This is a genomic window from Kitasatospora sp. MBT66, assembly GCF_000710405.2.
Lineage (GTDB): Bacteria > Actinomycetota > Actinomycetes > Streptomycetales > Streptomycetaceae > Kitasatospora > Kitasatospora purpeofusca.
Window position 1 is genome coordinate 1 of the sequence record NZ_JAIY01000019.1, and the last position, 14085, is coordinate 14085.

The following is a 14085-nucleotide window of genomic DNA, read 5'->3' on the forward strand; positions in this document are numbered from 1 at the left end:
GAGTAGGACGCCGCCGAACAAATTTTCTGGAAGAGCCCCCGCCGGGTAATCGGTCGGGGGCTTTTCTGTTGTAAGGTCGACGTGAAAAGTTGCCATACGTGACAGGAGGCCCCCCGGGTGGAGGTCCAGGAGACGCGGGTCCAGACCGATCGCGTCCTCACCATCCCCAACCTGCTGAGCATGGGCCGGCTGGTCGGTGTTCCGCTGTTCCTCTGGCTGATCCTCTGGCCGGTGTTCGACGGTCCGAACAACGACGGGTGGGCGTTGCTGATCCTGATGCTCAGTGGCATCAGTGATTACCTGGACGGGAAACTCGCGCGCAGGTGGGGGCAGATCAGCCGGGTGGGGCAGCTGCTCGACCCGCTGGCGGACCGGCTCTATGTGCTTTCCACCCTGGTCGGCCTGACCTGGCGTGAGATCCTGCCGTGGTGGCTGACGGCGATCCTGTTGGCACGCGAGGTGTTTATCGCGGGGCTGCTGCCGATTCTCAACCGGCACGGCTACGGGCCGTTGCAGGTGAGTTTCCTGGGGAAGGCCGCGACGTTCAATCTGATGTACGCGTTTCCGCTTCTGCTGCTCGGCTCCGGGCACAGCTGGATCGCCCGGCCGGCCGAGATCGTGAGCTGGGCGTTCATCTGGTGGGGTGCCACGCTGTACTGGTGGGCCGCCATTCTTTACGCGGTCCAGGTGCGACAGATCGTCCGCGGTGGCTCGGCCTCGTCGCCGTCCACGGTCTGAGACGCGATCTGAGAGAAGTCCCACGTCGCCACGGTGCGTCGGACGATATCTTCCGGGTAGACCTCCCTCTGGAACGGTTTGATGGACCTGACCGGTCCACCACCGCGAAGGAGGACGCACCCGTAATGAAAGCCGTTGTTATGGCAGGGGGCGAAGGCACTCGACTTCGCCCGATGACCTCCAGCATGCCGAAGCCTCTGCTCCCGGTCGCCAATATGCCGATCATGGAGCACGTGCTTCGGCTGCTGAAGCGGCACGGTCTCTCCGACACCGTCGTGACCGTCCAGTTCCTGGCCTCACTGGTGAAGAACTACTTCGGTGACGGCGAAGAGCTGGGCATGCATCTCACCTATGCGAACGAGGAGACCCCACTCGGCACTGCGGGGAGTGTCAAGAACGCCGAGGACGCCCTCAAGGACGACTCCTTTCTGGTGATCTCCGGCGACGCTTTGACCGACTTCAACCTCTCGGAATTGATCGAGTTCCACCGCAGCAAGAACGCATTGGTCACTGTCTGTCTCACCAGGGTGCCGAATCCCCTGGAGTTCGGTATCACGATCACCGACGACGAGGGCCGGGTCGAGCGCTTCCTGGAGAAGCCGACCTGGGGCCAGGTCTTCTCGGACACGGTGAACACCGGTATCTATGTGATGGAGCCCGAGGTCTTCGACTACGTCGCGGCCGGCGAGTCGGTGGACTGGTCGAGCGACGTGTTCCCGCAGTTGCTCAAGGAGGGCAAGCGGGTCTACGGCTATGTGGCCGAGGGCTACTGGGAGGACGTGGGCACCCACGAGAGCTACGGCAAGGCCCAGGCGGACGTCCTGGACGGCAAGGTCGAGGTCGAGCTCGACGGTTTCGAGATCTCGCCGGGCGTCTGGGTGGCCGAGGGGGCCGAGGTGGACCCGGAGGCGATTCTCCGCGGTCCGCTGTACATCGGTGACTACGCCAAGGTCGAGGCGGGCGTCGAGATCCGCGAGCACACCGTGCTCGGCAGCAACGTCGTGGTCAAACGCGGCGCCTTCCTCCACAAGGCGGTCGTGCACGACAACGTCTACATCGGGCCGCAGAGCAATCTGCGGGGCTGCGTCGTCGGCAAGAACACCGATGTGATGCGGGCCGCGCGGATCGAGGACGGCGCGGTGATCGGGGACGAGTGCCTGGTCGGCGAGGAGTCGATCATCGGGGCCAACGTCCGGGTCTACCCGTTCAAGACCATCGAGGCCGGAGCGGTCGTCAACACCTCGGTGATCTGGGAGTCCCGCGGGCAGGAGCACTTGTTCGGGGTGCGCGGCGTCTCCGGCATCCTCAACGTCGAGATCACCCCGGAGCTGGCCGTCAGGCTGGCCGGGGCGTACGCGACGACCTTGAAGAAGGGTGCGACCGTCACCATCGCGCGTGACCACTCGCGTGGTGCGCGGGCACTCAAGCGGGCGATGATCTCGGCGTTGCAGACCAGCGCGATCGACGTCCGCGACCTGGAGAACGTGCCGATGCCGGTGGCGCGGCAGCACACCGCGCGGGGCAGTGCCGGCGGGATCTTCCTGCGCACCACCCCCGGGGTGCCGGACTCGCTGGACATCCTGTTCTTCGACGAGCGGGGCGCCGATCTGTCCCAGGCCGGGCAGCGCAAGCTCGACCGGGTCTACGCACGCCAGGAGTACCGGCGCGCGTTCCCGGGGGAGATCGGTGACCTGACCTTCCCGTCGAGCGTCTTCGACGGCTACGCGGGCAATCTGCTGCGGGCCGTGGACACCACGGGCGTGCGGGAGGCCGGTCTGAAGGTGGTGGTCGACACCGCGCACGGCAGCGCGGGGCTCGTTCTGCCGAGCATCCTCGGCCGGCTCGGGGTGGAGGCGCTGACCGTCTCCGGCGGGCTGGACGAGGCACGGCCGACCGAGGACGCCGAGGAGCGGCGGGCCGGGCTGGCCCGGCTCGGCGAGCTGGTCGCGTCCTCGCGCGCCGCCTTCGGCGTGCGGTTCGACCCGGTGGGCGAGCGGGTGGCCTTCGTGGACGAGCTCGGCCGGGTGATCGACGACGACCGGGCGCTGCTGGTCCTGCTGGACCTGGTCGCGGCCGAGCGGCGCAGCGGGCAGGTCGCGCTCCCGGTGACCACGACCCGGATCGCCGAGCAGGTCGCGGCGTACCACGGCACGCAGGTCACCTGGACCACGACGACGCCGGACGACCTGGCCAAGGCGGCCGCCGCCGAGGGCACGGTGTTCGGCGGCGACGGGCGCGGCGGGTTCGTGGTGCCGGAGTTCAGCGGGGTGCTGGACGGGGCCGCGGCCTTCGTCCGGCTGGTCGGCCTGGTGGCCAGGACCCAGCTCACCCTGAGCCAGATCGACGCGCGGATCCCGCAGGCGCACATCCGCCGCCGGGACATCGCGACGCCGTGGGCGGCCAAGGGCATGGTGATGCGCTCGGTGGTCGAGGCGGCCGGTACCCGGCAGCTGGACACCACGGACGGTGTGCGCGTGGTCGAGGCGGACGGGCGGTGGACGCTGGTGCTGCCGGATCCGGCCGAGGCGGTCACCCATCTGTGGGCGGAGGGGCCGGACGACGCGGCGACCGAGGCCCTGCTCGACGAGTGGGCCGCGGTGGTCGACAGCGCCGGGCGCTGAGCCCGCAGCGGGGCGGAGCGGCGGTTGCCGCTCCGCCCCGCTGTCCGTTTCGGGCGGTTGGTCGTGTTCCGCCGTATTTGGAATATTTGCAGGTCAGGGGGCGTGCGCAGGGCCCTCGCGCGACATGGGACGATGGTCGGCATGTCAGCGACGCCGGGGCAGGGTGCCAGCAGTGGACGGTACAACCGTCCTGATGCCTCGATGTCCCTGCTGACCAATGTGATGGACCACAGCCTCGACGAGGGGTACGCCGAGGCGGCCGCCGCGCGGGGCGGGGACGGGCCGTACCGGATACCGGGGACGGTGCGCGGGCTGATCACCCTGGGCGCCGGGCTGGCGCTGGTCGGCGCGGTCATCACGGTCGGGGCGGTGAACGCGCACAAGGCCGAGCCGACGCTGGCCAAGGAGCGCGATGCCCTGATCCACCGGATCAACGACGCCAACGGCTCGGCCGACCACCTCCAGCAGCAGGTCCAGGACCTGCGCCGGAAGGTCGACAGCACCCAGCGGCAGGCGCTCGCCCCGGGGGAGGGCGACCCGGCGGCACTGGCCGGCGGGGTCGGCCTGGCCGAGGTCACCGGCCCGGGTGTGAAGCTGGTGCTGGAGGACGCGGCCGGGACGGGCGCCGGCGGCAACGTCGACCCGCGTGCCGGGCAGGGCTTCTCCAACAGCGGGCGGCTGCGGGACCGGGACCTCCAGCTGGTGGTGAACGGACTCTGGGCCTCGGGCGCGGAGGCGGTCTCCATCAACGGGCAGCGGCTCACCGCGCTCTCGGCGATCCGCGCGGCCGGCGAGGCCGTCCTGGTGGACAACCGGCCGCTGGTGCCGCCGTACACCGTGCAGGCGCTGGGGGACGGGCCGCGGCTGCTGGGCGCCTTCGAGAGCGCCATGGCCGGTCAGTACCTGCGGCTGCTGCAGGAGAAGTACGGCATCAAGTCGACCCTGTCGGCCCAGAAGAGCCTGACGCTGCCCGCGGCCGTCGGTGTGAGCCTGCGGACCGCGCAGCCCGCGGTGCCCGAGGCCTCGCCGACCGGCGCTCCGACGGGTGGCGCGAGCGGCTCGCCGTCCGGGAGCCCGTCGCCGTCCGCCCCGGCCTCCTCCGGTCCGTCCGCCTCGGGCTCGCCCTCGCCGAAGCCGAGCGGGTCGACCCCCGCCAAGCGCTCACCGAGTACGCCGGCCAGAACCACCACCTCACCGCCCCCGGCGTCCTCACCGCCCGCCAAGGGCTCCCGCCCGTCCACCACGACCACCGGGTCGTCCTCCGCAGCGACTGGAGCAGCTACACCGTGATTGCCGTACTGGGTCTCGTGATCGGCGTCGTCGTCGGACTCTTCGTCCAGCCCGAGGTGCCCGACGCCGTGGTGCCCTATCTCCCGATCGCGGTGGTGGCGGCGCTGGACGCGGTGTTCGGCGGCGTCCGGGCGATGCTGGACGGCATCTTCAACGACAAGGTGTTCATCGTGTCGTTCCTGTCGAACGTGGTGGTGGCGGCGCTGATCGTCTTCCTCGGCGACCAGCTGGGGGTCGGCTCGCAGCTGTCCACCGGTGTGGTCGTCGTCCTCGGCATCCGCATCTTCTCCAACGCGGCCGCGATCAGGCGCCATGTCTTCCGTGCCTGAGCCGGGCCGCGGGCGCGCGGCGGCGGAGGAGGAAGTGGACGGATCGGCGGGAGATGTCGTGCGGGACGAGAAGCAGGGGGAAAGGTCCTCGGACGGGACGGTGACCGTCGGGGTCGAGGGGCCGGTACCAGGACGTCCGATTGGCCGCCCGGCCGGGCCGGTCGAGCGGACCCCCGAGTCCGAGCCCGCGGCCGAGTCCGAGGTCGAGCCCGAGGTCGAGCCGGAGCGCGTCCACGAGCGCGTCCAGGAGCCCGAGCGGGTGCCCGGGCCCGTGACGCGGCCGGTTTCCGGGGCTCCGGTCGGGCACGCCCCCGGGGCGACGCCCGCGCCCGCGCCCGCGCGTGCGCCGGAGACGGCCGCGGGGACGCCCGGCCCGGGTCCGGCGGCGCCGGTGGCACGGCCCGAGCCGAAGGCCGCGCCGCGGCCGGAGCTCCGCCCGGGGCCCGAGCCGAAGGCCGCGCCGCGGCCGGAGCTCCGCCCGGAGTCGAAGGCCGAGCCGAAGCAGGAGCCCGCGTCGAAGCCGGAGCCGAAGCTCCTGCCGACGCTCGCGCCGGAGCTTCTGCCGGTGCCCGCGCCCGAGTCCGCGCCCGAGTCCGCGCCCAGGTCCGCGCCGGAGCCCGAGGACGAGCCCGAGCCCGAGGACGAGCCCGGGTTCGAGGAGGATCCGGAGGAGGTCGAGCCCGCGCCGATGTCGGTGTCCGCGCAGGCGGTGGACCGCCACTCCGGGCGCCGGCGGCTCAAGGCGGCACTGTGGCCGCCGAGGATGTCGCGCGGTCAGCTGGTGGTGGCGGTGCTGCTGTTCGCGCTCGGTCTGGGGCTCGCGATCCAGGTCCGCTCGACCAACGACCACCACAGCCAGCTGCGCGGTGCGCGCCAGGAGGACCTGGTTCGTATCCTCGACGAACTGGACAGCCGTCAGCAGCGTCTCCAGCAGGAGAAGGCGGAGTTGGAGCAGTCCCTGGCCAAGTTGGAGAACAGCTCCAACCAGGCCAAGGAAGCCCAGGAGCAGACCAGGAAGAAGGTGACGGAACTCGGCGTGCTCGCCGGGACCGTCAAGGCCACAGGTCCGGGCATCGTACTGACGGTCGATGATCCCCAAGGGCAGGTGAAGGCAGATATGCTGCTGGACACCCTGCAGGAACTACGAGCGGCGGGGGCGGAGGCGATTCAGATCAACGATGTGCGCGTGGTGGTCAACACCTACTTCACGGACGTGTCCGGCGGCGGTGTGCAGATCGACGGCAAGAAGGTCTCGGCTCCCTACCGCTTCACCGTCGTGGGGAACCCGCAGGACCTCACCCCCGCGCTGAACATCCCGGGGGGTGTCGTCCGTACTCTGGAGAGCCACCAGGCGCGTGCGACGATCTCCCAGCAGCAGAAGGTGGTCGTCGACGCACTCGTCGACTTGAAGACGCCGCAGTACGCCAAGCCGGCTCCGAAGTGACCAGCACACTCGGAGTGCCACTCCCGCCGGCCCGATCCACGACCGGGCCCGCAGCCTGTCCGAGGTTCTCACCCTGCCCCACGGGCGGGTCTGTCACACGCAAGGGGATTCGCCCGTGAGTTTCTTCTCGAAGTTGTTCGGTCGTAACAAGGGCCGCGACGCGGCCGCCGCGGAGGCGCCGACCGCGCTGCACCGCAGGGACGACGAGCCCGGTGTGCCGGGCATGCGCTCCGCCCCGGAGGGCGCGGAGTACGCCGAGCGCCCCATGTTCCGGGACGGTGCCGGGGCCCAGTACGCGGGTAATCAGGCGGGCTACGGCGCGTCGGTTGACCCCTCCGGCGCGCCGCGCATAGGTTTCCCGTCAGCACCCTCAACCTCTGGTGGAGGGTTTGCTCCGGACCCGTACGCCGGGCACAACCCGTCGGGTGTGCCGCGCCAGGAGGCTGTGAACATGGCTGGCCCCACTCCGTGCCCCAGGTGCGGCAACCAGAACCCGGCCTCGGCCCGGTTCTGTTCCAACTGCGGTACGGCGCTGCGCGGTGGGCTGCTGCCGGAGGGATCGGCCGAGACCACCTCGACCATCTCGATCTCCGGCCTGGAGTCGTACGACCCCAACACCACGACCGGGACCGGCACGCCGGCGCTCTCGGCCGAGGTGCTGGCGGCGATCGACGCGCTGCCGCCGGGCTCGGCCCTGCTGATCGTGCAGCGCGGCCCGAACTCCGGCAGCCGCTTCCTGCTGGACTCGGACAAGACCACGGCCGGCCGCCACCCGCAGGGCGACATCTTCCTCGACGACGTCACGGTCTCCCGCAAGCACGTGGAGTTCCGCCGGACGCCGGGCGGCGGCTTCACCGTCGCCGACGTCGGCAGCCTCAACGGCACCTACGTCAACCGGGAGCGGATCGACGAGGTCGGCCTGAACAACGGTGACGAGGTCCAGATCGGGAAGTACCGGCTGGTCTTCTTCGCCAGCCACAACCGGGGGTACTGAAACCAACGTCGGCAGGAGCCCGAGTGAGTACGAACACCCCTTCCTCTCCTCTCGGGGCGGCCACCCCCGCGTCGTCCGGTCCCGGGCCGGACCAGGGCGCGCGGGGCGTGGTCGCGGCCCCCAGGCAGCCGGCCCGCCCCGACCGGCCCGCCGGGCGGCGGCGCGGCGGCGACGAGCTGCTGAGCATCGGCGCGGTGCTGGCCTTCCTGCGTGACGACTTCCCCGAGGTCACCATCTCCAAGATCCGCTTCCTGGAGGCGGAGGGGCTGGTCGAGCCGCAGCGCACACCCTCGGGGTACCGCAAGTTCAGCCCTGCCGACGTCGAGCGGCTGGCCTATGTGCTGCGGATGCAGCGCGACCACTACCTGCCGCTGCGGGTGATCCGCGAGCACCTGGACGCGATCGAGCGCGGCGAGGCCCCGCCCGCGCTGCCCGCCGCGGACACCCGGCCGGGCCCGCTGGAGGAGGCCGACCGCGAGCTGACCGCCGGGGCCGAGGCCGCCACCGGGGTGCGGCTGGGCCGGGCCGAACTGCTGGCGGCCGCCGAGGCGGGCGAGACCGCGCTGGCCGAGTGGGAGGCCTACGGGCTGGTCGCCCCGGGGCCGGACGGCGGGTACGACGGCGAGGCGCTGCAGGTCGCCAGACTGGTCGCGGAGCTCGGCCGGTACGGGCTGGAGCCCCGGCACCTGCGGGCCATGAAGGCCGCCGCGGACCGCGAGATCGCGCTGGTCGAGCAGGTCGTGGCGCCACTGCGCCGGCACCGGAATCCCCAGACCAGGGCACACGCCGAGGCCACCGCCCGGGAGCTGGCGACACTCTCCGTACGGCTGCACGCGGCCATGGTGCAGGCGGGTCTGCGGGCCCGTCCCTAGCGCGCCGGGCCCCGTGCCGGACGGCCGCTCCGGGGTCGCGTCCACCGCCCCCGCCGGGGCCCTGACCAGCGCCGTCGGCGCTGCGCTTTCATATCCGGGTCGGGAGCCATAGGGTTGCGTGTGTGAATGAGCTCGACGTCGTGGGTGTCCGGGTGGAGATGCCTTCCAACCAGCCGATCGTGCTGCTCCGCGAGGTCGGGGGCGATCGGTACCTGCCCATCTGGATCGGCCCGGGCGAGGCGACCGCGATCGCCTTCGCCCAACAGGGCATGACGCCGGTGCGCCCGCTGACGCACGACCTCTTCAAGGACGTCCTGGAAGCCCTCGGCCAGCAGCTCACCGAGGTCCGGATCACCGACCTCCGCGAGGGTGTCTTCTACGCCGAGCTGGTCTTCGCCGGCGGGGTGGAGGTGAGCGCCCGGCCGTCCGACGCGATAGCGCTGGCGCTGCGCACCGGGACGCCGATCTACGGGAGCGAGGAGGTGCTCGCCGAGGCGGGCATCGCGATCCCGGACGAGCAGGAGGACGAGGTCGAGAAGTTCCGCGAGTTCCTGGACCAGGTCTCGCCGGAGGACTTCGGCGGCAGCGGCCCGCAGTAGTCCCGCCGCCGCCCCGCAGGGGCCCCGGGGCGGCTCGACGGTGACCCGACGGCGGTCGCCCGCGCGGTGCCCGCGCCCGTGCTTCGGGCTCGCGGGCGCTGGCCGTTTTGCCAAAAAACGCGCACCTACCCACACTGGGGGCACGAAAAACCACCCTCCTGAGTGATGTGGTCTGTTCGGCCCGGCGTGGCGATCGTTGACGGGCCATAGGGGACTGCCTACCGTCAGGAGAGGCTGCCCGGGTGTCCGACGCCCGCGGCCCGGTTTGCCCGCAGCACGAGTGGACGGAGGTAGGCATGACCGGCACTGGCGACGAAGTGGCCACGGGAGGCCTGTGCACCGTGCACCTGCCGCGCACCGCCCGCACCGTGACCGAACTGCCCCGGACGGAACTGCCGAGGGTGGGCCGGTTCCCGGCCGTGCAGCCCGGCCAGCCGGCGATCGAGCGGTTCTCGCCGACCTCGGAGCTGATCGGCTACCGCGGGCCGACCGCCTGCACGGCGGCCGGCATCACCTACCGCCAGCTGGACTACTGGGCCCGCACCGGGCTGCTGGAGCCGAGCGTGCGCTCGGTGTACCCCGCGAGCAGCCAGCGGCTCTACAGCTTCCGCGACATCCTGCTGCTGAGGATCGTCAAGCGGCTGCTGGACGCCGGGGTCTCGCTGCAGAACATCCGGGTGGCGGTCGCCCATCTGCAGGCCGCCGCCGAGGTCGCCGACCTGACCGGGACGACCCTGATGTGCGACGGCGCGACGGTGTACGAGTGCACGACGCCCCAGCAGGTGGTCGACCTGATGAAGGGCGGCCAGGGGGTGTTCGGCATCGCGGTCGGCGCGGTCTGGCGGGAGCTGGAGCTGACCCTGGTCCGGCTGCACGCCGAGCGGACCGACACCGGCGAGACGGTGGTCGGCCACGATCCGGCGGACGAGCTGGCGCAGCGGCGCAACCGCGCGGTCTAGGGCCTCTCCCGCGCGAGGCGGGGACTTCGGAACGACGCCGTGGGCCCGGACGGGGAACCGTCCGGGCCCACGGCGTCGTCGTGCCCGGTGAGCCGAGACGAGGGAGGGCACGTGCGGTTCGGTTCCGGAATCCCCGGGCTGGTGGCGCGCAGGGCGGTGGGCTTCGGCCGGCGGCTGCGCCGACGGCCCACCCAGCGGCGGCTGTTCCAGCTGGTGACGCTCGGCTGCTCACTGGCGCTCGCGCCGAGCGCCTGGCTCTGGATCTCGGCCGGCGACCGGGTGGGGACGGTGGCGACCGCGCCCTCGGCGCCGGTGGCGGTGGTGTTCGGCGCCGGGCTGTTCGACGGGAAGCCCTCGCCCTACCTGGCGCACCGTCTGGACGCGGCGGTGGAGCTGTACCAGCGGCAGAAGGTCCGGGCGATCCTGGTGACCGGTGACAACGGCCGGACCAGCTACGACGAGACCGACGCGATGCGCCGGTACCTGGTCGAGCACGGGGTGCCGGAGGTGCGGGTGGTCGGCGACTACGCGGGCTTCGACACCTGGGACTCCTGCACCCGGGCGCACCGGATCTTCGGGGTGGACCGGGCGGTGCTGGTGAGTCAGGACTTCCACGTCCGCCGGGCGCTGGCGCTGTGCGAGGCGGCGGGGATCGAGTCGTACGCGGTGGGTGTGCCGGAGGTCAAGGACCTCACCTGGCTGTACGGCGGCTTCCGGGAGGTCCCGGGGGCCGGTAAGGCGCTGCTGAACGCCTGGCTGCGGCCGGACCCGCTGTTCCTCGGGCCGCGCGAGCCGGGCATACCGAAGGCGCTGGCGGACGCGGGAGCGGTCGGCGAGGGCGGCGGCTCCGGTGGCGGTGCGGTCGATGGCGCGGTCGGCGGCGCAGGGGTGCGCTGACCCCGGCGACCCCCGGCGGCCGGGTTCGGACACGTTGTCGGACCCGTGCGGGATGATCGGCGGGTGCGGTCACTGCCGAGCATCATCCACCTCGACATGGACGCCTTCTTCGCGGCGGTGGAGCAGGCGTCCAAGCCGAGCCTGCGCGGCAAGCCGGTGATCGTCGGCGGGCTCGGTGGGCGCGGGGTGGTGTCGACCGCGTCCTACGAGGCGCGGAAGTTCGGGGTCCACTCGGCCATGCCGATGGCACAGGCGCGCCGGCTCTGTCCGAACGCGGCCTTCCTGGCCGGCCGGTTCGAGGCGTACCGGCGGGCGAGCGGGCTGGTGATGGGGCTGCTGCGGGAGCTGTCGCCGCTGGTGCAGCCGCTCAGCCTGGACGAGGCCTTCGTGGACCTGGAGGCCGGTCCGTACGGGCCCGTGCTCGCCGAGGCGGAGCACGGGACGGGGGAGCGGCTGCTGCTGGCCCTGGCCGAGGACCTGCGCGCGGACATCGTGGAGCGGACCGGGCTGACCGCCTCGGTCGGGGTGGCCGGGTCGAAGCTGATGGCCAAGATCGCCTCCGAGCAGGCCAAGCCGGACGGCCTGGTGCTGATCGAGCCGGGGCAGGAGCGCGCGGTGCTCGGGCCGATGCCGGTGCGGGCGCTGCCCGGGATCGGCCCGGCCACCGAGCAGGTGCTGCGACGGGCCGGGCTGAACACGGTGGCGGAGCTCGCGGAGGCGGGCGAGGCGGAGCTGGTGCAGCTGCTGGGGAAGGCGCACGGCCTCGGCGTCCACGCCATGTCCATAGGGCTGGACGACCGGCCGGTGGTGGCGGATCAGGACGCCAAGTCGGTGTCGGTGGAGGACACCTTCGAGGTCGACCTGGCCGACCGGGACCGGGTGCTGCGCGAGGTGGAGGCGCTGGCGCTGCGCTGTGTGCGGCGGCTGCGCGGGGCCGGGCGCTCGGGGCGGACGGTGGTGCTGAAGGTGCGGCGGTTCGACTTCTCGACGCTGACCCGTTCGGAGACGCTGCGGGGGCCGACGGACGACGAGGCGGTGGTCGTCGAGACGGCGCGACGGCTGGCCTCGCAGGTGGACATCACCGGCGGGGTGCGGCTGCTGGGCGTCGGGGTGGCGCAGTTGGCCGACTACACCCAGGAGGACCTCTTCGCGCAGGCCGTCCGGGAGGAGGCGGCGGCCGGGGCGGAGGCCGGGGCGGGCGTGGCGGAGGAGCCGGAGCCGGTCGAGGAGCAGGCGGCGCCGGTGCGCCGCTGGCTGCCCGGGCAGGACGTGCGGCACGCCGAGCACGGGCCGGGGTGGGTGCAGGGCAGCGGGGTGGGGCGGGTGACGGTGCGGTTCGAGACGCCGTGGAGCGGGCCGGGCCGGGTGCGGACGTTCCGGATCGACGATCCGGCGCTGGAGCCGGCCCGGCCGCTGCCGCTGCGTCAGGGGTGGCCCGGGGTCGAGGACGGGGACGAGGACGAAGCGGGGGCGGAGGGCGTCGGGGGCGGTCCGGGGGAGGGCTGAGCGGCTCGCTCGCCGGGTGCGGGAACGAAGCGGCCCCACCCGGCGGGGGAGCCGGGTGGGGCCGCTTCGGGTCCGGGCCGTGGACGGTCGCGATGCCCTCGGCGACCGTCCTGGTCCGGGCCCCGCGCCCTGTCCCTGGGCGCGGGGCGGGACGCCTCGTCAGGCGTCGGTCTTGACCGGCTCGCGGCCGGAGGAGAGGTCCGCCGTCGTGTTGCCGGAGGCCACCGCGGTGGTCGGCCGGACGGTGCGGATCAGGAACGGGACGGCGCCGGCCACGATGCAGACCACGGCGGCGGTCCAGAACGCGTGCTTGTACGCGTCCAGGGTGGGCAGCGCGATCGGGATCGGCAGCTTCATGGTGTCGCCGGTGAGGATGGCGGCCATGACGGCGGTGCCGATCGCGCCGCCGACGGTGCGCAGCACGGCGTTCATGCCGTTGGCGATGCCGCTCTGCTCGACCGGGACGGCGCCGTTGATGTAGGCGGGCATCGCCGAGAAGGCGAGGCCGATGCCGAGGCCGAAGATGGCCGAAGAGAGGTAGATGTCGCCCTCGTGGCTGTGCCGCAGGGCCAGGTAGGCCATCGCGACGGCGCCGAGGACGCCACCGAGGACCAGCGGCAGGCGCGGGCCGCGGCGGGCGATCAGCATGGCGCCGAGCGGGGCGGCGACCATCGAGCCGAGGGCGGAGGGCAGCAGCATCACACCGGCGTGCAGCACGGTGGCAGTGAAGCCGTAGTGGGCGAACTTCTCCGGGGTCTGGGCGAAGTTGCTGATCACCATGAACGAGCCGTACATGCCGAAGCCGATGAGCAGGCCGGCCAGGTTGGTGAAGGCGACGGCCGGGCGGGACATCATCTTCATGTCGACCAGCGGGTGCTTGACCTTGACCTCGATGACGCCCCAGAGCAGGGCGACCACGGCGGCGACGGCGAACAGGCCGAGGGTCTTGGTGGAGGTCCAGCCCCAGTGGTTGCCCTGGCTGACCGCGACCAGCAGGGCGGAGAGCCAGCCGGCCAGGGTGATGGCGCCGAGCGGGTCGGCGCCGCCCTCCTTGTCGGTGACCGGGTCGCTGGGCACCCGGAAGGCGACCAGGGCGATCGCGAGCAGGCCGAAGGCCAGGCCCATCCAGAAGATCGACTTGTAGCTCCAGTGCTCCAGCAGCAGGCCGGTGGCGACCAGGCCGAGGCCGCTGCCGACGCCCATCGAGGCGCTGATGGCGGCGACGCCGCCGGTCACCTTCTGCTTGGGCAGCTCGTCGCGGACGATGCTGATGGCCAGCGGGAGCACGCCACCGCCGGCGCCCTGGAGCACGCGGGCGACGACCAGCCAGGTGAAGGAGTGGGTCGAGACGGCGAGCGCGGAGCCCGCGACCAGGCCGGCGAGCGAGATCAGCAGCATCGGCTTGCGGCCGCGCAGGTCGCCGAAGCGGCCGAGCAGCGGGGTGAGCACGGCGGCGGACAGCAGATTGGCCGTCATCAGCCAGGTGATGCTGGAGCCGGAGACGCTCAGCTCCTTGGCGAGCGAGGGCAGGATCGGAACGACCGCGGTCTGCACCACGCTGAACGACAGCATCGCCAGGATGAGGGCCGGCAGGACCCGGGCGCTGCTCTGCTTCTCGGTCGTGGTGGTGGGCTGTGGTGCCTCACTCACGGTTGCTTCCTCTCGTACATAGTGAATGAACTGAAGTAACCATGCAGGGAGATACTTCAGTGTGTCAAATATTCATTGGTTAAGCCTTGGCAAAAAGGAAAGACCCCGGCCATGATCGGCCGGGGTCCTGTCCTTCCGGTGGGTCAGGCGAGCGGCCGCAGCGGAGCCGGGCGGGCCTGGTCCTCG

The 14085-nt window shown here is 72.1% G+C and carries 12 protein-coding genes; 11 read left to right on the forward strand and 1 reads right to left on the reverse strand.

Annotated features, from left to right (window positions below; translation table 11 throughout):
* The first annotated feature begins 117 nt into the window (after window positions 1–117).
* The 11 genes from BI06_RS40815 (at window position 118) to BI06_RS40865 (ending at window position 12249) form a co-directional block, all read left to right on the forward strand.
* Entirely contained in the window at window positions 118–738 is a 621-nt protein-coding gene (locus BI06_RS40815; RefSeq protein ID WP_030397903.1) for a CDP-alcohol phosphatidyltransferase family protein, read from the forward strand.
* A 125-nt stretch (window positions 739–863) separates the two neighbouring features.
* Window positions 864–3359, forward strand: coding sequence for a sugar phosphate nucleotidyltransferase (locus BI06_RS40820; protein WP_030397902.1), 2496 nt, complete (start codon window positions 864–866; stop codon window positions 3357–3359).
* Window positions 3360–3500: 141 nt separating this feature from the next.
* Window positions 3501–4649, forward strand: a complete 1149-nt coding sequence (locus tag BI06_RS55305; protein ID WP_082559049.1) for a DUF881 domain-containing protein — start codon at window positions 3501–3503, stop codon at window positions 4647–4649.
* On the forward strand, window positions 4646–4978 hold the full coding sequence (locus BI06_RS40830) for a small basic family protein (protein WP_030062488.1): 333 nt from the start codon (window positions 4646–4648) through the stop codon (window positions 4976–4978). The genes BI06_RS55305 and BI06_RS40830 overlap by 4 nt, the downstream gene beginning before the upstream one ends.
* 391 nt (window positions 4979–5369) lie before the next feature.
* Window positions 5370–6422 (forward strand): DUF881 domain-containing protein, encoded by a 1053-nt coding sequence (locus BI06_RS40835; RefSeq protein ID WP_233290509.1) that lies wholly within the window; start codon window positions 5370–5372, stop codon window positions 6420–6422.
* Window positions 6423–6873: 451 nt separating this feature from the next.
* The gene (locus BI06_RS55740) at window positions 6874–7416 is read left to right on the forward strand and encodes an FHA domain-containing protein (RefSeq protein ID WP_030397899.1); all 543 of its coding nucleotides are present in this window, start codon (window positions 6874–6876) and stop codon (window positions 7414–7416) included.
* Window positions 7417–7595: 179 nt separating this feature from the next.
* Window positions 7596–8288, forward strand: a complete 693-nt coding sequence (locus BI06_RS40845) for a MerR family transcriptional regulator (protein WP_037782528.1) — start codon at window positions 7596–7598, stop codon at window positions 8286–8288.
* A gap of 122 nt (window positions 8289–8410) precedes the next feature.
* Window positions 8411–8887, forward strand: coding sequence for a bifunctional nuclease family protein (locus tag BI06_RS40850; protein ID WP_030303568.1), 477 nt, complete (start codon window positions 8411–8413; stop codon window positions 8885–8887).
* 296 nt (window positions 8888–9183) lie between these two features.
* Window positions 9184–9846, forward strand: coding sequence for a MerR family transcriptional regulator (locus BI06_RS40855; RefSeq protein WP_107113519.1), 663 nt, complete (start codon window positions 9184–9186; stop codon window positions 9844–9846).
* 141 nt (window positions 9847–9987) lie between these two features.
* On the forward strand, window positions 9988–10743 hold the full coding sequence (locus tag BI06_RS40860; RefSeq protein WP_369826380.1) for a vancomycin high temperature exclusion protein: 756 nt from the start codon (window positions 9988–9990) through the stop codon (window positions 10741–10743).
* A gap of 63 nt (window positions 10744–10806) precedes the next feature.
* Complete coding sequence (locus BI06_RS40865; protein ID WP_082559051.1) at window positions 10807–12249, forward strand: DNA polymerase IV; 1443 nt, start codon at window positions 10807–10809, stop codon at window positions 12247–12249.
* 159 nt (window positions 12250–12408) lie between these two features.
* On the opposite strand, the gene BI06_RS40870 is transcribed toward BI06_RS40865, so the two are convergent.
* Window positions 12409–13899: an MFS transporter gene (locus BI06_RS40870; RefSeq protein WP_082559052.1), complete on the reverse strand. Its 1491-nt coding sequence runs from the start codon at window positions 13897–13899 to the stop codon at window positions 12409–12411.
* Window positions 13900–14085 lie beyond the last annotated feature (186 nt).